The sequence below is a fragment of the Streptococcus gallinaceus genome, from assembly GCF_024170225.1.
GTDB lineage: Bacteria > Bacillota > Bacilli > Lactobacillales > Streptococcaceae > Streptococcus > Streptococcus gallinaceus.
On sequence record NZ_JALJXU010000002.1, the window covers coordinates 195,395 to 212,338 of the forward strand.

A 16,944-nucleotide genomic window follows, 5' to 3' on the forward strand; every position below is an offset into this window, starting at 1 on the left:
GCTTCAAGATACAAATAGTTGTGTTGCTATATTGCATAAAATAAATATAAGGTTATAAGGAGGGACTTATGCTTTTTAAATCAACAGAAGACTTGATGGATTTAGGTGCGGAAATCACAACTAGAGAAATCAGGCAGCAGCCAGAAATTTGGAAAGAGGCCTTGACTATTTTTAAGGAAAATAGAGAAGACATTGCGACTTTTCTTGAAAAGGTTACGGCTAGCAGTGCAGATAAACCAGTTAAGGTTATTTTCACTGGTGCTGGTACCTCCCAGTACGTTGGGGATACACTGGTTCCCTATTTAAAACGGACTGGCAATCGTCAGCGTTTTGTATTTGAGTCTGCTGGATCGACAGACTTAGTGTCTGCGCCCTATGACTATCTTTTTGAAGAAGAGACAGTGCTTCTAGTTTCCTTTGCTCGTTCGGGGAATAGTCCGGAGAGTGTGGCTGCAGTTGCATTGACCAATCAAATTGTCCCAAATGCCTATCACCTAACCATTACCTGTGCACCAGAAGGACTTCTTGCTAGACAAGCGCAGGAAGATGGGAAAAATCTTCTCTTGCTCATGCCGCCTCGCTCTAATGATGCTGGCTTTGCAATGACAGGTAGTTTTACATGTATGTTCTTGACAGGTCTCCTTATTTTCGATGAAAGAGAGACGATTGAAACGAAAGAGAATTATGTTTCCTATCTTTCTAAAATGGGGCAGGACATTCTCGGTAGAGAAGAAGAAATCCAGGCGCTGGTAGACTTGGACTTCAATCGGGTTGTCTATCTGGGTTCTGGGGCAATGGCTGCGCTGACACGAGAAGCGCAATTGAAAATATTGGAATTGACAGCAGGAAAAATTGCGACCATGTTTGACTCTTCAATGGGTTTCCGTCATGGTCCAAAATCATTTGTAGATGCGAAAACAATCGTGATTGATTTTGTGCATAATGATTCCTACACACGGCAGTATGATTTGGACTTGTTGGAAGAAGTAGCAGGAGATGGCATTGCTCTCAAGACAGTAGCAATTGCTCAAAAAGGGGAAGTCAGTTTTTCAGGATATACTTTTGAATTATTATCAGATATGACGTTACCAGAGGGCTATCTTGCGTTAGCGGCTATTTTAGTAGCACAGATTTTTGCATTGTTCACCTCTATTAAGATAGAAAATACGCCAGACACTCCTTCTGAGACCGGAACAGTCAATCGTGTGGTTAAGGGTGTGATTATTCACGAGTACGATTCTAACTAAAATGAAAGGAAGACGATTGCTATGTGGACATTGACAGACCATAAGAAATCTTGTATGGAAAAATTATCAAGTCAAGAAGGATTTATCTCCGCTTTGGCTTTTGACCAGCGAGGAGCTTTAAAAAGATTGATGGCACAATACCAAGATGAGGAACCAAGTGCCACACAAATGGAAACCCTAAAAACATTGGTAGCAGAAGAATTGACACCTTTTGCCTCTTCTATGCTCTTGGATCCGGAGTACGGTCTTCCGGCTATTAAAAAGATAGATAGTCAGGCAGGTTTACTCTTGGCTTATGAAAAAACGGGCTATGATACGACTAGTACGAAACGTTTGCCAGATTGTCTGGATGTTTGGTCGGCTAAGCGTTTAAAAGAAGCAGGAGCAGATGCAGTAAAATTTCTTCTTTATTATGATGTGGATAGTTCAGATGAAGTAAATCAGCAAAAGCAAGCCTATATTGAACGTATTGGAGCTGAATGTGTAGCGGAGGATCTGCCCTTCTATTTAGAGATTTTGGTCTATGATGAGAGGACTCCAGATACAAATAGCCCGGAATATGCTAAAATCAAGCCAGGTAAAGTGATAGGAGCAATGAAGACTTTTTCTGACCCTCGCTTCCATATCGATGTTCTTAAGGTTGAAGTACCTGTAAATATGCATTATGTTGAGGGATTTACCAGTGAGCAAGTGGTTTACACACGTGACCAAGCCTTGACCTATTTCTTAGAGCAAAGTCAGGCAACGCAGCTTCCATTTATTTTCTTGAGTGCGGGCGTTTCTGCTCAACTTTTCCAAGAAACCTTGCGCTTTGCCAAGGAAGCTGGCTCAACTTTTAATGGAGTTCTTTGTGGCCGTGCCACATGGGCTGGTTCGGTCAAGGCCTATATAGAAGGTGGGGAGGATGCAGCGCGTGACTGGTTGCGTACTGAGGGACGCCAAAATATTGAAAGCCTGAATCTTGTTCTCCAAGAAACAGCAACAGCATGGACAAACCGTCTTTCGTAGAATAGATAAGAAAACACAGCTAGAGGAAGGATCCGTACTAGCTGTGTTTTTGTTTTGTTCAGAGAGGATTTTAGAAGCGCAGATTAGCGGTTTGCAATAATTTCAAATTTGTAGAAATTCCAGTGCTTGTAGCTCTCGACATATTCCAAGACAATGTCACTATTTGCTTGCTTGGTTTTTCTAATTTGTAAAATGGTTGGCTCTAACTTTTCAAGTTGGAGGGCTTGGTAAGCCTCATATGGAGTAGAAAAAGTTACTTCATTGGTTTCGGTATAAGGTTCAGATGGCATATGAATATCAAAGTCCAATTTGAAACGTTGATAAATAGATTTGAAGTGCTCTTTCTTAGCAGATGGGGTTAAAATATATCTTTCTGGAATGAAGGATTGTTGGTACAGGTAGGGACGATTTCCTGCTGTTCGAACGCGGATAATTTTATAGTAAAAATCATGGCTACCTAAGTTAAGTTCCTGTAGATATTTGGGTTCATTTCCTTTTTCAATAGAAAGAACTTCTACATGGTCATCTTTGAGTGGAAATAACTCGACATCGGAAAACTCGACTAGTTTTCCCTTTCGAGATCGGGATACGAAGGTCCCTTTTCCTTGTTTTCGAACAAGGTAGCCGTCCTTGACAAGTTCATTGAGTGCTCGAATCACGGTAATCGAACTCACCTTATAGAGTTGGACAAGTTCATTTTCGGTATAAAATTTATCGCCATTTTCAAATTTTCCTGATACAATTTGATTTTTTAAGTCATTTTGAATTTGTTGGTATTTAGGAGTTTTCATAGTAGGATCCTTTCGAGATCGTGGATAGAATATTTCTAACAGTTTTACATATTATACTAAATTTCTTCCAAAAATGGAAATAGAAATAGTATATTAAATTTTTAAAAAAACAACAAAAAAACACTTGATATAATAAATTAAGTATGTTAATATATAGATATAAAAAGAAAACGATTACAAAAGAAGGTGAGATGGAATGAAGTTTGAGATAAGAGAGGACTTTTATCTGAATGACAAACCCTTTAAAATTCTTTCGGGAGCTATTCATTATTTTAGGGTGCATCCTGATGATTGGTACCATTCACTTTATAATTTAAAAGCCTTAGGCTTCAACACTGTTGAGACCTATATTCCTTGGAATCTCCATGAGCCAAAGAAAGGGATGTTTCGTACAGAGGGGATTCTGGATATTGAAGGCTTTTTATCCATAGCACAGGAACTTGGTCTTTACGCTATCGTCAGACCCTCGCCTTATATTTGTGCTGAATGGGAGTGGGGAGGTTTGCCTGCATGGTTACTAGCGGAAAACGTTAGGGTTCGAAGTACGGATGAGAAATTCATTAGCCATGTTGATGACTATTATGCAAAGTTGCTTCCGATTTTGGCAAAGCACCAGCTGAGCCAAGGTGGCAATATTCTCATGTTCCAAGTGGAAAACGAGTATGGTTCTTATGGAGAAGAAAAAGCTTATTTGCGTACCATTAAACAGTTAATGGAAAAGTATGGATTAGAAGGTCCTTTTTTCACCTCAGATGGGCCATGGCGTGCAACCTTGAGGGCTGGTAGTTTAATCGAAGACGACATTTTGGTGACAGGAAATTTTGGTTCTAAGCCAGAGCAAAACTTTAACCAAATGCAGACTTTCTTTGATGAATATCAAAAAAAATGGCCTCTCATGTGCATGGAATTTTGGGATGGCTGGTTCAATCGCTGGGGAGACGAGGTCATTCGCCGAGACCCTGAAGAACTGGCTGAGTCAGTCATGGATTGCATTGCTCGTGGATCAATCAACCTCTATATGTTTCATGGTGGGACAAATTTTGGATTTATGAATGGTTGTTCAGCTAGGGGACAAAAAGATTTACCACAGGTTACGTCTTATGATTATGATGCTATTTTGGATGAGGCAGGAAATCCAACTGAAAAATTTTTTGCATTACAAAATCGCTTGAAAAACGCTTTTCCAGATATTGAGACTAATCAACCTCTGACGAAGGTCAGCAAAGCTTATCCAGCAGGGGAATTAAGTGATAAAGTTAGCCTTTTTTATTCACTAAAAAATGTAAGCGATATCACGAAGGCGTTTTACCCTCTAAATATGGAGTCTCTTGGGCAAAATACAGGGTATATCCTTTATCAGACAAGCATCGAGCGGGACAAGGGGGAAGCGGAGCGTTTTCGTGTCATTGATGCCAGAGATCGGATTCAGGTATATGCTGATAATCAGCATATTATAACCCAATACCAAGAGGAGATTGGTCAAGATATTCCTCTAGAGTTAAACCAGAAACAGACAGATATTAAAATCTTGGTAGAAAATATGGGACGTGTCAATTATGGACACAAGCTAGAAGCACCCACCCAGAAAAAAGGTTTGGGACGCGGTGCGATGGTGGATTTGCATTTTATAGGAGGATGGAAGCAATATAGCTTACCGCTAGATTCTATTTCTGAAATAGACTTTTCAGGAGAATGGCAGAACGGTCAACCGGCGTTCTATCGGTATAGAGTCACTCTTGATGAATTGGCAGATACCTATCTAGATATGACTGGATTTGGAAAAGGTGTCGTCTTTATAAATAATGTTAATATAGGCAGATTCTGGGAAAAAGGTTCTATTCTCACACTCTATGTACCCAAAGGATACTTAAAGAAAGGAGAAAATGAAATCGTCGTTTTTGAAACGGAAGGACGATATAGAGAGAGAATAACTTTTTCAGACAAGCCCAAAATAAAAACAATCTAAATTGAAAGGAAATTATTATGGCAATTATTGCAACACGTATTGATGGTCGTCTAATTCATGGTCAAGTTGCCAACCTTTGGACTACCAAACTTAATATTAGCCGCATTATGGTTGTGGATAACGATGTTGTCAACAATGATTTGGAAAAAACAGCTTTGAAATTGGCTACACCAGCTGGTGTGAAATTATCAGTATTAAGTGTGGAGAAAGCGGCCGCAAATATTTTGGCAGGGAATTATGATTCGCAACGCCTTCTGATTGTTGCTCGTCGTCCAGATCGCTTCTTAAGCCTGTTGGAAGCGGGTGTTACTTTCCCAGAACTCAATGTGGGGAACATGTCTCAATCAGATGAAACACGTTCAGTTACTCGTTCGATTAATGTTGTAGATAAAGATATCGCAGATTTTGATGCTATCAAGGCAAAAGGAGTCAAACTCGTCGCGCAAATGGTTCCAGGAGATAGTCCGCAGGACTTTATGACTTTGTTGAATAAGGTCAGATAAAATTGTAAAAAACATATAAAATTTTTAGGAGGAAACATCATGATTCAATGGTGGCAAATTTTACTACTTACCTTGTATTCAGCTTATCAGATTCTTGACGAGCTGACCATCTGTACATCGGCTGGTTCGCCTGTATTTGCAGGGTTTATTGCAGGTCTGATTATGGGAGATATGACGACAGGCCTCTTAATCGGTGCTAGCTTGCAACTCATGGTTCTCGGTGTGGGAACTTTCGGTGGAGCATCTCGTATTGATGCAACATCTGGTGCGGTTCTTGCGACTGCTTTCGCTGTATCACAAGGATTAGATCCAGAACTTGCGGTTACATCAATTGCTGTACCAGTAGCTGCCCTTATGGTTTATACAGATATTGCAGGTCGTTTCTCAACTACCTACTTTGCCCATCGCATTGACAAGCACGTTGAAAACTTCAACTACAAAGGAATTGAAGTTAACTACCTTCTTGGTGCGCTACCTTGGGCTCTTTCTCGCGCCCTTCCAGTCTTTATCGCTCTTGCCTTTGGAGGCGGTGCGGTTGAAGCGATTGTAAACTGGATCAAAGAATACCAATGGATTGCCAATGGCTTGACGCTTGCTGGTCGCATGCTTCCAGGGCTTGGTTTTGCGATTTTACTTCACTATTTGCCAATCAAACGCAACCTTCACTATCTTGGCTTGGGCTTTGCTATCACAGCTATGTTGACTGTTATCTATGCAAACTTGCAAACTGTTGCAGGTACTTTGTCAAGTATTCTTGGTGCGGATACAAAAATGTTTGCAGCGGTTACCTTTAATGGTGCACCTTTCAAAGGACTTCCAATGGTAGGTATCGCCATTATCGGCGCAGCGCTTGCAACACTTCACTACAAAAACAGCCAAAATAAGACTGAGGTAGTCGTTCAATCTGTATCAGAAAGTGGGGAAATTGAAGATGACGAAATCTAATTATAAGCTAACAAAAGAAGATTTTAATCAAATCAACAAACGTAGCCTCTTTACCTTCCAGTGGGGTTGGAACTACGAACGGATGCAAGGCTCGGGCTATCTCTATATCATTTTGCCACAGTTACGTAAAATGTATGGCGACGGCACTGCAGAATTGAAAGAAATGATGCGTAATCATACGCAATTTTTCAATACATCTAATTTCTTCCATACCATTATTACAGGGATTGATATGGCTTTGGAAGAAAGTGAAGGTACAGCATCAAAAGAAGCAGTTAATGGTGTGAAAATTGGTCTCATGGGTCCATTTGCTCCTGTTGGAGATTCGCTCTTTGGATCTCTTGTTCCAACCATCATGGGTTCTTTGGCAGCAGGTATGGCCAAAGAAGGCAGTCCCTTGGGAATTCTGCTTTGGATTCTAGTTGCAGGTGTTGCGATTAATATCTTCCGTTGGAAACAGCTTGAAATTGCCTACAAGCAAGGTACAAAACTAGTTACTACTATGCGTAATCGATTGACTGCGATTGTTGATGCGGCTTCTGTCATGGGGATTTTCATGGTTGGGGCCTTGATTGCGAGCATGATTAACTTTGAAGTATCACTCACCCTTCCAGTTGGAGCAGGAATTGATGTTCAAAACTTGATGAATATGATTTTCCCACGCTTGGTACCTGCTGTCTTTACTGGCTTTGTCTATTGGTTGCTTGGACGTAAAGGAATGACCTCTACCAAAGCAATTCTTGTCATCATCGTTCTTGCAATTGCAGCTTCTGCTTTTGGTTGGTTTGTGATGGGAATGAAGGCATAGTATGGCGAAAAAATTATTACTAATCAGCCATGGCTATTTCTGTGAAGAGCTGAAAAAAAGTACAGAAATGATTATGGGGCCACAAGAGAATATTGACAGCCTTCCGCTCTTGCCAGAGGAAAGTCCAGATGACTTTCGCAGAAAGTTTGAGGAGAAAGTGACAGAGTTGGGAGATGTGATTGTACTAGCCGACCTTATGGGAGGAACCCCTTGCAATGTGGCTTCCCGTCTTGTCATGGAAGGTGCTCAATTTGACCTTTACGCGGGCATGAATATGCCAATGGTGATTGGCTTTCTTAATGGCGTTTTGTTGGATGAAGAGGTTGACTTGGTGTCCTTTGGAGCGACCAATATTTACCATGTAAATAGCCTTATTTCCACACTAGAAGACGAAGATGAATAGTTTTGTCTTTAAATATCCCACCCTTTCCTTTAAACTGGAAAGGGTGTTTTGATATTTGAATTGATTCTCTATTTTCGTTTGCGACCCAAACTAAAATATGATAAGATAGAGGCTAAAAAGGAGACACTATGAACTACGCACAAATTTTTTTAATGAACAATATGAACGCTTTTCCACCTGAGCAAATTCCGATGATTCAGCGTGAATTGGAGCAATTGGACGAACAATCATTGAACGCGCTGTTGATGACAGATATTAAGAATCCGACTGTTGCTCTTATTCTCAGTATTTTTGTGGGAGAGTTTGGTGTGGACCGTTTCTATGCTGGTCAAAAAGAATTAGGGATTGCCAAGTTGGCTTTGACGGTTATTTCCTTTGTTACTCTCTTTATTTTGATTGGATTTTTCCTTCTCATCGGGGTGTATATCTGGAAAATCGTAGATTGGTTCCTGATCATGGGGGCAACTCGTCAGTCAAACTTTGAGCGCTTGATGTTTAATCTGAATCAAGTAAAGGCTTTTCAAAGCAAAAGGAAGGCTGAAGCAGCAACTGTAGTAGCTGAGCAAGAGGGTGTTGCGAAGGAAGCACCAGTAGAAGAAATCATTATCGATGCGCCAGTAGTCGAAGAAACGTCAGAATCAGAAGAAGTTCAGTTGGACGAGTCAGACTTGGTTGTGCCAGCAACTGGGGAAGAGGTTGAGAAGCCTGTAGAAGCGTCAGAACAATAGACAGTTATAGGAAAAGGGGGAGCTGATAAAGGTTGCCCTCTTTTTTGTAAAACTTCTGTAATCTAACAGCTTGTTTCGTTATGTAATTGTAACCTAGTTAGGCTGTATTTTTTGCTATAATAAAAGAATACAGTCTAGGAGGATTTATGCGCTCAACTCGATGGACTAAAGTCATTTTTATCGCTTATATCATTCTCTTGACTTGGGTCATTCTTTTTAAGATGGACCTGACCGAAACCATTTATCGGATGCAGTACAGTGGCTATCGGAGTCTGAATTTGATTCCATTTGCAGGGACGGCTGTCTATAATGGGCAGTTGGACTACCGTGAAATTGGGCTTAATATTGGCGTTTTTATCCCTTATGGCATCTATCTACGTGTCCTTCATACCAAGGAAAGTCGTTTTCATGATTTTCTGCAAATTGCCTTGTGCAGTCTTTTATTTGAAGTCATACAGTTTTGCTTTTCAATCGGTGTGGCAGATGTGACGGATTTACTGGCTAATTCATTAGGCGGATTAGTGGGGATTGTGCTATTTGATTATTTGAAAAAAATTGGTAAGACAAAAGTTGTTGGTTGGATCAATCTGTGGAGTCTGGTTGGGATTCTTTTCCTGCTTCTATATCTGCAAATTCGGCGCTAGGAATTGGAAAAATCAAGGAATTTTGCTAGAATAAAGCTATGAATCTCAAAGAAAAAATACAAGATTTAGCAAGAGAAATCGGCATTTCCAAGATTGGATTTACAACGGCAGACAATTTTGCTTATTTGGAAAAATCATTGCGAGCTGCAGTGGAAGAAGGTCGGTCATCGGGCTTTGAGTATAAAAATATTGACGAACGAATTGAACCCAAGCTCAGTTTGGCCAGTGCCAAGACCATTATTTCTATCGCAGTAGCCTACCCTCGTCGCTTGCCCCAGCAGCCACAGAAGACCCAGTTTAAGCGTGGGAAAATCACGCCAAATTCGTGGGGGCTGGATTACCACTATATCATGCAAGACAAGCTGGAACGCTTGGCGCGTGGTATAGAAGACTTGACCGCTGACTTTGAGTACAAGGGCATGGTTGACACGGGAGCTTTGGTGGATACAGCTGTTGCCAGACGTGCAGGGATTGGCTTTATAGGAAAAAATGGACTGGTCATCTCCAAGGAATATGGCTCTTACATGTTTTTGGGTGAGCTGATTACCAATCTGGAAATTGAACCAGATCAGCCAGTAGACTATGGCTGTGGTGAATGTAATCGCTGTGTGGAAGCCTGTCCAACTTCCTGCCTGATTGGCGACGGCTCGATGAACGCCCGGCGCTGTCTTTCTTTTCAAACGCAGGACAAGGGCATGATGGATTTGGAATTTCGGAAGAAAATCAAAACCGTTATCTATGGTTGTGATATCTGTCAGATTTGCTGCCCCTACAATAAAGGAATCGACAGTCCGCCAGTAGTGGATATTGACCCAGACCTGGCTCATCCAGAGTTGATTCCCTTTCTGGAATTGTCTAACGGTCAATTTAAGGAAAAATTTGGCATGATTGCAGGCTCTTGGCGTGGGAAAAATATTTTGCAGCGCAATGCCATCATTGCCCTAGCAAATAGTCATGACCGATCGGCTATTCCAAAATTGCTGGAAATCATTGATAAAAAACAAAATCCCATTCATATGGCGACAGCTATCTGGGCCTTGAGTGAGATTGTTAAGAAGCCTAGTCAAGACATGATTGACTTTATTGAAAATGTCAAAAGTGATGCGCCAGAAGTCTTGAAAGAGCAGGCAAAATTCCTAGAGATAGCCAAAATGGCGCAAGTATGATAAACTAAACAGTAAACAATAGAATGAGGTACCTATGGATACAGCAGAAATTCGACAAAAAATCGAAGAGCTTGAAACCAAATTGAACTCGTTCAGGGGGTCTCTTTGACTTAGATGGTCTAGAAGAAGAGATTGCCATCTTGGAAAACAAGATGACGGAACCTGATTTTTGGAATGATAATTTGGCGGCTCAAAAAACATCGCAAGAGTTGAACGAACTCAAGCAGACCTACAATAACTTTCACCAAATGATTGATTTGTTTGATGAGTCAGAGATTCTTTTGGATTTTCTAACAGAGGATGAGTCGGTTCGTGAAGAGTTGGTAGAGAAGTTGGTTGACTTGGACAAGCTCATGACTAGTTATGAGATGACCTTGCTTCTTTCTGAGCCTTATGACCACAATAATGCCATCTTGGAAATTCATCCCGGTTCTGGCGGGACAGAAGCGCAAGATTGGGGCGAAATGCTTATGCGCATGTACATGCGTTATGGCAATGCCAAAGGCTTTACAGTAGAAACCTTGGACTATCAAGCCGGAGACGAGGCTGGTATCAAGTCTGTTACTCTGGGCTTCACTGGTCCAAATGCTTACGGTCTGCTCAAGTCTGAAATGGGCGTCCACCGTCTGGTGCGTATTTCACCATTTGACTCAGCCAAAAGACGTCACACCTCCTTTACTTCAGTCGAAGTCATGCCTGAACTCGATGACACGATTGAAGTAGAAATTCGAGATGACGAGATTAAGATGGACACCTTCCGTTCGGGTGGTGCCGGTGGTCAGAACGTCAATAAAGTGTCAACTGGTGTGCGTCTGACTCACATTCCAACAGGGATTGTGACCCAATCAACGGTAGACCGTACCCAGTACGGAAACCGAGATCGTGCCCTCAAATTGCTGCAGGCCAAGCTTTATCAAATGGAGCAGGAAAAGAAAGCAGCAGAGGTTGATGCATTAAAAGGTGACAAGCGTGAGATTACCTGGGGAAGTCAGATTCGCTCTTACGTCTTTACACCTTATACCATGGTCAAGGACCACCGAACCAACTATGAAGTTGCGCAAGTGGACAAGGTCATGGATGGAGATGTTGAAGGATTTATCGACGCCTATCTCAAATGGCGCATCAAATAAAAGAAGAAAGAAAGGCTGTTTTATCCTAGGATGAGACAGAAAATCTTATGGCAATTATTGAAATGAAAGACGTTTCCAAAAAATATGGGAACGGAACAACGGCTCTTCGTGGCGTGTCTGTTAGTGTGGATGCGGGCGAATTTGCCTATATTGTAGGACCTTCAGGTGCTGGTAAATCAACCTTTATCAAACTCCTTTATCGAGAAGAAAAAATTGATAAAGGAACCTTGAAAGTAGGTACGTTTAATCTTGGTAGCATCAAGAAAAAAGACGTTCCAATGCTGCGTCGTAGTGTTGGTGTCGTCTTCCAGGACTATAAACTTCTGCCACGTAAGACTGTGTTTGAGAACATTGCCTACGCCATGGAAGTTATCGGGGAAAAACCGCGTAATATCAAAAAACGGGTGATGGAAGTCTTGGATCTAGTTGGTCTTAAGCATAAAATTCGTTCATTCCCAAATGAATTATCAGGTGGTGAACAACAACGGATTGCCATTGCGCGTGCCATTGTCAACAACCCGAAAGTCTTGATTGCGGATGAACCAACTGGTAATTTGGACCCGGAAAACTCATGGGAAATTATGAACTTATTGGAGCGGATTAACCTACAAGGAACAACGATTTTGATGGCGACCCACAATAGCCAAATCGTCAACACCCTCCGCCACCGTGTTATTGCCATTGAAGATGGTCGTGTAGCGCGTGATGAAGTAGAAGGAGAATACGGTTACGATGATTAGACGATTTTTTAGACATTTTGTAGAGTCGCTGAAGAGTCTCAAGCGAAATGGTTGGATGACCATTGCGGCGATTACTTCGGTTACAGTTACTCTGACTTTGGTGGGAATTTTTGCATCTGTTATTTTGAATACAGCTAAGTTGGCTTCTGATTTGGAAAATAATGTCCGAATCAATGTTTATCTGCGAGCTGATTCGACAGACCAGCAAGAAACGATCAAGAATGAAGCTGGTAATGATGTAAAAAATGAAAATTACAAGGCGATTTACAAGCAAATTATGGCTGTGAAAAATGTAGAGAGTGTGACTTATTCGAGCAAAGACGAGCAGCTTAAGCATTTGACAGCAACTTTGGGAGATACTTGGAATCTTTTCTCCGGTGATGCCAATCCTTTGTATGATACCTATATCATCGACACAACAAAACCAGAATACGTGAAGTCCGTTGCCAAAGAATTGAAAAAGATTGACGGAATTTCAGAAGTCCGTGATGGAGAAGTAGAAACGGAGCGCATCTTTAAAGTAGCTTCCGTTGTGCGTACCTGGGGATTTGCAGCTACAGCACTCTTGCTCTTTACAGCAGTCTTCTTGATTTCAAATACCATCCGCATTACCATTATTTCGCGTAGTCGTGAGATTCAGATTATGCGTTTGGTGGGTGCTAAGAATTCCTATATCCGTGGACCTTTCTTGTTGGAAGGAGCCTGGGTAGGTCTCTTGGGCGCGATTGCACCTGCAGCCTTGGTTTATGTGGTTTACCATATGATTTATGGTTCTCTCAATGTGAGTCTGGCAACGCAGGACTTATCTTTGATTCCGCAAGGTATCTTTATCCCTGGTATGATTGTTGCATTGTTTGTAGTGGGAATTGTTATCGGGGCGCTTGGCTCAATGATTTCAATGAGCCGCTTCTTGAAAATTTAAGAAAACAAAAAAACTGGAGATGTTCGGCATCCCAGTTTTTTATTGTTCTTGTTTTGGATAAATTGTGAAATGGCTTGAACGATGGCTTGTTTTTGCTGACGGGCAGAAATACTTGCTGCCTTGTCTTTCTTTTGAAGTCCATAATCGCCAAATTCACTGTGATTGCCACCTTCTATCTGAAAAAATTCAGTGTCAGAAGGCAAGCGTTTTTTTGGGGGGGAAGATTGATAGTTGTCCCAGTTGAGAACGGCATCGCGACTCGCTGTGATAGACAAGACAGCTAATTTCTTTTTGGACAAGTCAGTTTTTTCTGAAGGGTAGGAAGCCAGTAAAATCAGTCCCTTGACCCGGTTAGATTCTTTTGAATCCATGGCAGCGACGACTCCTCCGAGTGAATGACCAGCAAGGTAGACAGAGTCTAGCTGTTTGTCTCCTATCAAGTTACCGGCAGCTTTGGTATTTAAAACGGGGAGCTCGAGCGGGCTTTTTAAGACATAGACAATCGATATTTTCCTGGGCTAGATTCTGTACAAGAGAAGCATAGGCTTTCTCATCGACCAGCGCTCCTTGGTAAAAAATTATGCTCGTACGGGCCTTTTCTTGGTAGGGAAATAATCATAGGCAGCAGTGTGTTGGCTGGACTGACTAGCTTCTTGTGCGCTGGGACTTGCTGTGTAGGTCTGAAAATGCAAGAAAGTAATCCCCAAAATCAAGAGAGTGACAACAACTCCTAGGATGGACAGAATGATTTTTTTAAACTTTTTCATGATTTAAAAAATGGATTGAAGGCACATTCATGTGCGATGGTTGTTTCACGCCCGTGACCCGGATAGGCAGTGTAGTGACCTGGAAGAGTGAAAAGTTGAGTACGGATGCCTTCGAGCAAGTCCTCCAGGTTTCCGGTTGGGAGGTCAGTTCGGCCAATGGCACCACGGAAGAGAGCATCCCCTGTTAGGACAAATTCTCCCTCTGGGAAAAGGAAGGATACACCACCGATAGAATGGCCTGGTGTCGGAAGCACTGTGAATGCAAAGCCATCCAAGTCATATTCCCTGCCGTAGCTAAAGACATGCTCGGCTGGTCTGAAATCAATATCTGGCAACTCAGGATGGCGAGCCAGCCCATTTAACTCAGCTGTGTAGAGCCAGTGTGCTTCGTCTTGCGCCACATAGACAGGGGGCTGTCCAAAAGTATCTCGGACCAAGTCCAAACTCAAAATATGGTCGTAGTGGGTGTGGGTCAAGAGGATGGCGCTGACTGGTTTACCGATTTTCTCAATAGTTGCCTGAATGGTTTCCCAATCACTGCCGGGATCAACTACCAAAAGGTGGCTATCATTTTCAATATAGTAGGTATTTTCTCCTGCAACAGGATTAAATGAGCGATGTAATTTCATGAGATCTCCTTTACTTTTCGAATTCTCTTTTATCAGTGTAACAGAAATAAGGAGATTGAGCATGAATTTTGTTATAATATGATTGTTATGTACAGTAAAAAAGGAAATAAATATGCTGTCGTGGACCTAGAAGCAACCGGAACAGGCAGCAAAGCCAAAATTATTCAGATAGGAATTGTCATTGTCCAAGATGGGAAAATCCAAGAGACCTACCAGACAGACATCAACCCCTATGAAAAATTAGACAACCATATTAAAGAATTAACTGGGATTAGTGATGGGCAATTAGCACAAGCACCAGATTTTGGTCAGGTAGCACGGGAAATTTACGAATTGATTGGGGATGCCATTTTTGTGGCCCATAACGTTAAATTCGATGCCAATCTTTTAGCGGAAGCCTTGTTTTTTGAAGGGTTTGACCTGTTGACACCACGAGTTGACACAGTAGAACTGTCTCAAATATTTTTCCCGACATTTGAAAAATACAATCTGTCTGTTCTAGCTGAAAAATTGGATTTGAACTTGGACCAAGCTCATACAGCCATTGCAGATGCCATGGCGACTGCCCAGCTCTTGCTCAAAATTCAAGAAAAAATTCGTTCCCTGCCCAAGCAAACGGTAGGACAGATACTGGATTTGGCGGATAATTTGCTCTATGAAAGTCGCTTGGTGATTGACGAGATTTATCCACATTTGTCTGATTATTTGTCAGAACGGTTTGAATTGGTCCACGGTTTGGTCTTGAAAAAGCCAGCTGTGACACCGTCACCTCGTCAGTTATCCACAGATTTCGCCCTTAATTTGGCCTTATTGGGCTTGGAGAAAAGGGAGCAGCAAGCAATTTTTGCAGATGCGGTGTCGCATCGGTTGGCCTCGCCGTCAGGTGTTCATTTTATCCAAGGACAGGCGGGGATTGGCAAGACCTACGGCTATCTTTTACCTATTCTATCCCAGACCAGTCAGGCGGTCTTAGTGGTTGTTCCGACCAAGGTTTTACAGGGACAGGTCATGGAAAATGAAGGGAAAAATCTTGCAGATACGTTTCATATTTCCCTATCTTCAATCAAGGCTGCCAGACACTATCTTCACCTAGGTAAGTTTTCTGAAGTCTTGGAGGGGCAAGATGACAATCGCTTGATGAATCTGTGTAAGATTCAAGTCTTGGTCTGGCTGACCGAGACAGAAACAGGGGACTTGGATGAATTTCAACAGCAGTATCGTTTTCCGACCTTTTATGACGCGATTCGCCACGATGGTCAGCTTCTAGAACAGTCATTCTTCCAAGGTTGGGATTTCTGGGAGAAGGTGCAGAAAAAAGCGCGAATGAGTAGGGTTCTGGTGACCAATCATACCTATCTTTTAGAACATATAAAGGACCAGTCAGCCTTGTTTACCCATCGTATCTTAGTTGTGGATGAGGCGCAGCGTTTCTTGCTGGCAGTCGAGGAATTTTCTAGTCAGACCATGGACCTTGCGCAGATACTACAGTTGCTTCAAAGCAAGCGAGATAAGGCAACAGATTTGCTGGAAAAACGATTGCTGGAATCAACTAGCTATGAGTTAGATAGGATTTCCAAATTGCGTGGACGCGGATGTGCGCTGGTTAGTCAGGATTTGCAACAAATTCGACAAAACTTAGCTGAGCTGAGGGATAACGATTTGCAAGAACTGGCCGATATGCTGGTACGATTCGATGATTTTTGGCTGGAGGATAAGCATGTTGACGACCGTCGGGTTCCTTATTTACGAGGAAGTTTTGCAGAGATGATGAACTTGCAAGAGTTTCTATCCTTTGAGAAGCAGTTCTATATTAGCGCGACCCTGCAATTGACAAAACACCTGACAATGGCTGATTTATTAGGATTTGAGGATGTGACAGTTGATACCTTGCCTAGCCAACCTGTGGAAAACCAGCAGATTTTTCTTCCAACGGATTTGCCAAATGTATTGGACTATGAAGAATCGGAACACGCTCACTATATCGCACAGCGTCTGATTTCTTTAAAAGAATTGCAAGAACCGATGCTTGTTCTTTTTACTTCGACCTCGCTCTTGCTTTCTGTATCCGAAATTTTGGAACAAATGGATGTTCCACACTTGGCTCAGCATAAGTACGGAACGGATTTGCAGCTGAAGAAACGGTTTGAATGTGGAGAAGGAAAGCTTCTTTTGGGAACGGGTGCCTTTTGGCAAGGCGTGGATTTTGCCCAGCAGGACAAGATGCTCTTGGTCTTAGTGCGATTGCCCTTTGACCATCCAGAGGATAGGCTGACACAAAAAATTAATCACAGCCTCCGCCAGAGTGGCAAGTCTCCCTTTTACGACTACAGCCTACCCATGATGATGGTTCGTCTCAAGCAGGCCCTGGGCCGGACCAATCGTAGACAGGAGCAGCGCTCAGCCATTATTCTCTTGGACCCTCGCCTCCTATCAAAAAAATATGGGAAACAAGTTCGGGATTTCTTGAGTAAGGATTACATTTTAGACAAGACACCAGTCGCCCATCTGAATGAAAAAATCCAAGCATTTTTGGAGGGTGGGGAGTAA

Annotated in this window: 18 protein-coding genes; 14 read left to right on the plus strand and 4 right to left on the minus strand. The window is 42.1% G+C overall.

Features of this window, described 5'->3' with window-relative positions; translation table 11 throughout:
- The first annotated feature begins 68 nt into the window (after positions 1 to 68).
- Together J2T50_RS03410 and lacD are read left to right on the plus strand one after the other, a co-directional pair.
- Entirely contained in the window at positions 69 to 1,247 is a 1,179-nt protein-coding gene (locus tag J2T50_RS03410; RefSeq protein WP_253363723.1) for an SIS domain-containing protein, read from the plus strand.
- Positions 1,248 to 1,268: 21 nt separating this feature from the next.
- Positions 1,269 to 2,255, plus strand: coding sequence for a tagatose-bisphosphate aldolase (lacD, locus tag J2T50_RS03415; RefSeq protein ID WP_253363725.1), 987 nt, complete (start codon positions 1,269 to 1,271; stop codon positions 2,253 to 2,255).
- An 83-nt stretch (positions 2,256 to 2,338) separates the two neighbouring features.
- Here lacD and J2T50_RS03420 read toward each other — a convergent pair whose 3' ends face one another.
- On the minus strand, positions 2,339 to 3,046 hold the full coding sequence (locus tag J2T50_RS03420; protein WP_253363727.1) for a GntR family transcriptional regulator: 708 nt from the start codon (positions 3,044 to 3,046) through the stop codon (positions 2,339 to 2,341).
- A gap of 196 nt (positions 3,047 to 3,242) precedes the next feature.
- On the opposite strand from J2T50_RS03420, the gene J2T50_RS03425 reads away from it, so the two are divergent.
- The 11 genes from J2T50_RS03425 to ftsX all read left to right on the plus strand — a co-directional run bounded on the left by J2T50_RS03425 (position 3,243) and on the right by ftsX (position 13,001).
- On the plus strand, positions 3,243 to 5,012 hold the full coding sequence (locus J2T50_RS03425; RefSeq protein ID WP_253363729.1) for a glycoside hydrolase family 35 protein: 1,770 nt from the start codon (positions 3,243 to 3,245) through the stop codon (positions 5,010 to 5,012).
- Between the two features lie 17 nt (positions 5,013 to 5,029).
- Entirely contained in the window at positions 5,030 to 5,515 is a 486-nt protein-coding gene (locus tag J2T50_RS03430) for a PTS sugar transporter subunit IIB (protein ID WP_253363731.1), read from the plus strand.
- Between the two features lie 39 nt (positions 5,516 to 5,554).
- Positions 5,555 to 6,460 carry a PTS mannose/fructose/sorbose/N-acetylgalactosamine transporter subunit IIC gene (locus J2T50_RS03435; RefSeq protein WP_253363733.1) on the plus strand — a complete coding sequence of 302 codons (906 nt, stop codon included), beginning with the start codon at positions 5,555 to 5,557 and terminating at the stop codon, positions 6,458 to 6,460.
- Positions 6,447 to 7,268, plus strand: a complete 822-nt coding sequence (locus tag J2T50_RS03440) for a PTS system mannose/fructose/sorbose family transporter subunit IID (RefSeq protein WP_253363735.1) — start codon at positions 6,447 to 6,449, stop codon at positions 7,266 to 7,268. The genes J2T50_RS03435 and J2T50_RS03440 overlap by 14 nt, the downstream gene beginning before the upstream one ends.
- A 1-nt stretch (position 7,269) precedes the next feature.
- Entirely contained in the window at positions 7,270 to 7,671 is a 402-nt protein-coding gene (locus tag J2T50_RS03445) for a PTS sugar transporter subunit IIA (RefSeq protein ID WP_253363737.1), read from the plus strand.
- A gap of 128 nt (positions 7,672 to 7,799) precedes the next feature.
- Positions 7,800 to 8,399, plus strand: a complete 600-nt coding sequence (locus tag J2T50_RS03450; RefSeq protein WP_253363739.1) for a TM2 domain-containing protein — start codon at positions 7,800 to 7,802, stop codon at positions 8,397 to 8,399.
- A gap of 146 nt (positions 8,400 to 8,545) precedes the next feature.
- Entirely contained in the window at positions 8,546 to 9,043 is a 498-nt protein-coding gene (locus tag J2T50_RS03455) for a VanZ family protein (protein ID WP_253363741.1), read from the plus strand.
- Between the two features lie 38 nt (positions 9,044 to 9,081).
- Positions 9,082 to 10,209, plus strand: coding sequence for a tRNA epoxyqueuosine(34) reductase QueG (gene queG / locus J2T50_RS03460; protein WP_253363748.1), 1,128 nt, complete (start codon positions 9,082 to 9,084; stop codon positions 10,207 to 10,209).
- Positions 10,210 to 10,243: 34 nt separating this feature from the next.
- Positions 10,244 to 11,339 (plus strand): peptide chain release factor 2 gene (gene prfB, locus J2T50_RS03465; RefSeq protein ID WP_253363750.1). Its coding sequence is split into 2 segments (ribosomal slippage): positions 10,244 to 10,315 and positions 10,317 to 11,339, totalling 1,095 coding nucleotides; the frame shifts between segments, so codons are not numbered across the junction.
- Positions 11,340 to 11,386: 47 nt separating this feature from the next.
- A complete protein-coding gene (gene ftsE / locus J2T50_RS03470) occupies positions 11,387 to 12,079 on the plus strand; it encodes a cell division ATP-binding protein FtsE (protein ID WP_253363752.1) in 693 nt (230 codons plus the stop codon).
- Complete coding sequence (gene ftsX, locus J2T50_RS03475; RefSeq protein ID WP_253363754.1) at positions 12,072 to 13,001, plus strand: permease-like cell division protein FtsX; 930 nt, start codon at positions 12,072 to 12,074, stop codon at positions 12,999 to 13,001. The genes ftsE and ftsX overlap by 8 nt, the downstream gene beginning before the upstream one ends.
- On the opposite strand, the gene J2T50_RS03480 is transcribed toward ftsX, so the two are convergent.
- The 3 genes from J2T50_RS03480 to J2T50_RS03490 all read right to left on the minus strand — a co-directional run bounded on the left by J2T50_RS03480 (position 12,998) and on the right by J2T50_RS03490 (position 14,397).
- On the minus strand, positions 12,998 to 13,510 hold the full coding sequence (locus J2T50_RS03480; RefSeq protein WP_366515775.1) for an alpha/beta hydrolase: 513 nt from the start codon (positions 13,508 to 13,510) through the stop codon (positions 12,998 to 13,000). The two genes, ftsX and J2T50_RS03480, sit on opposite strands and share 4 nt — an antisense overlap.
- A 69-nt stretch (positions 13,511 to 13,579) precedes the next feature.
- Positions 13,580 to 13,768, minus strand: coding sequence for an alkaline shock response membrane anchor protein AmaP (locus tag J2T50_RS03485; protein WP_253363758.1), 189 nt, complete (start codon positions 13,766 to 13,768; stop codon positions 13,580 to 13,582).
- A complete protein-coding gene (locus tag J2T50_RS03490) occupies positions 13,765 to 14,397 on the minus strand; it encodes an MBL fold metallo-hydrolase (RefSeq protein ID WP_253363760.1) in 633 nt (210 codons plus the stop codon). Before J2T50_RS03490 ends, J2T50_RS03485 begins: the two co-directional genes overlap by 4 nt.
- A gap of 87 nt (positions 14,398 to 14,484) precedes the next feature.
- Between J2T50_RS03490 and J2T50_RS03495 the strand changes: the two genes are divergently transcribed.
- Positions 14,485 to 16,944, plus strand: coding sequence for a bifunctional DnaQ family exonuclease/ATP-dependent helicase (locus J2T50_RS03495; protein ID WP_253363762.1), 2,460 nt, complete (start codon positions 14,485 to 14,487; stop codon positions 16,942 to 16,944).

What these genes read in the sequence shown, in the direction of transcription:
- J2T50_RS03410 (WP_253363723.1), top strand. Translation starts at nt 69, where the DNA reads ATGCTTTTTAAATCAACAGAAGACTTGATGGATTTAGGTGCGGAAATC.
- lacD (WP_253363725.1), top strand. Translation starts at nt 1,269, where the DNA reads ATGTGGACATTGACAGACCATAAGAAATCTTGTATGGAAAAATTATCA.
- J2T50_RS03420 (WP_253363727.1), bottom strand. Translation starts at nt 3,046, where the DNA reads ATGAAAACTCCTAAATACCAACAAATTCAAAATGACTTAAAAAATCAA.
- J2T50_RS03425 (WP_253363729.1), top strand. Translation starts at nt 3,243, where the DNA reads ATGAAGTTTGAGATAAGAGAGGACTTTTATCTGAATGACAAACCCTTT.
- J2T50_RS03430 (WP_253363731.1), top strand. Translation starts at nt 5,030, where the DNA reads ATGGCAATTATTGCAACACGTATTGATGGTCGTCTAATTCATGGTCAA.
- J2T50_RS03435 (WP_253363733.1), top strand. Translation starts at nt 5,555, where the DNA reads ATGATTCAATGGTGGCAAATTTTACTACTTACCTTGTATTCAGCTTAT.
- J2T50_RS03440 (WP_253363735.1), top strand. Translation starts at nt 6,447, where the DNA reads ATGACGAAATCTAATTATAAGCTAACAAAAGAAGATTTTAATCAAATC.
- J2T50_RS03445 (WP_253363737.1), top strand. Translation starts at nt 7,270, where the DNA reads ATGGCGAAAAAATTATTACTAATCAGCCATGGCTATTTCTGTGAAGAG.
- J2T50_RS03450 (WP_253363739.1), top strand. Translation starts at nt 7,800, where the DNA reads ATGAACTACGCACAAATTTTTTTAATGAACAATATGAACGCTTTTCCA.
- J2T50_RS03455 (WP_253363741.1), top strand. Translation starts at nt 8,546, where the DNA reads ATGCGCTCAACTCGATGGACTAAAGTCATTTTTATCGCTTATATCATT.
- queG (WP_253363748.1), top strand. Translation starts at nt 9,082, where the DNA reads ATGAATCTCAAAGAAAAAATACAAGATTTAGCAAGAGAAATCGGCATT.
- ftsE (WP_253363752.1), top strand. Translation starts at nt 11,387, where the DNA reads ATGGCAATTATTGAAATGAAAGACGTTTCCAAAAAATATGGGAACGGA.
- ftsX (WP_253363754.1), top strand. Translation starts at nt 12,072, where the DNA reads ATGATTAGACGATTTTTTAGACATTTTGTAGAGTCGCTGAAGAGTCTC.
- J2T50_RS03485 (WP_253363758.1), bottom strand. Translation starts at nt 13,768, where the DNA reads ATGAAAAAGTTTAAAAAAATCATTCTGTCCATCCTAGGAGTTGTTGTC.
- J2T50_RS03490 (WP_253363760.1), bottom strand. Translation starts at nt 14,397, where the DNA reads ATGAAATTACATCGCTCATTTAATCCTGTTGCAGGAGAAAATACCTAC.
- J2T50_RS03495 (WP_253363762.1), top strand. Translation starts at nt 14,485, where the DNA reads ATGTACAGTAAAAAAGGAAATAAATATGCTGTCGTGGACCTAGAAGCA.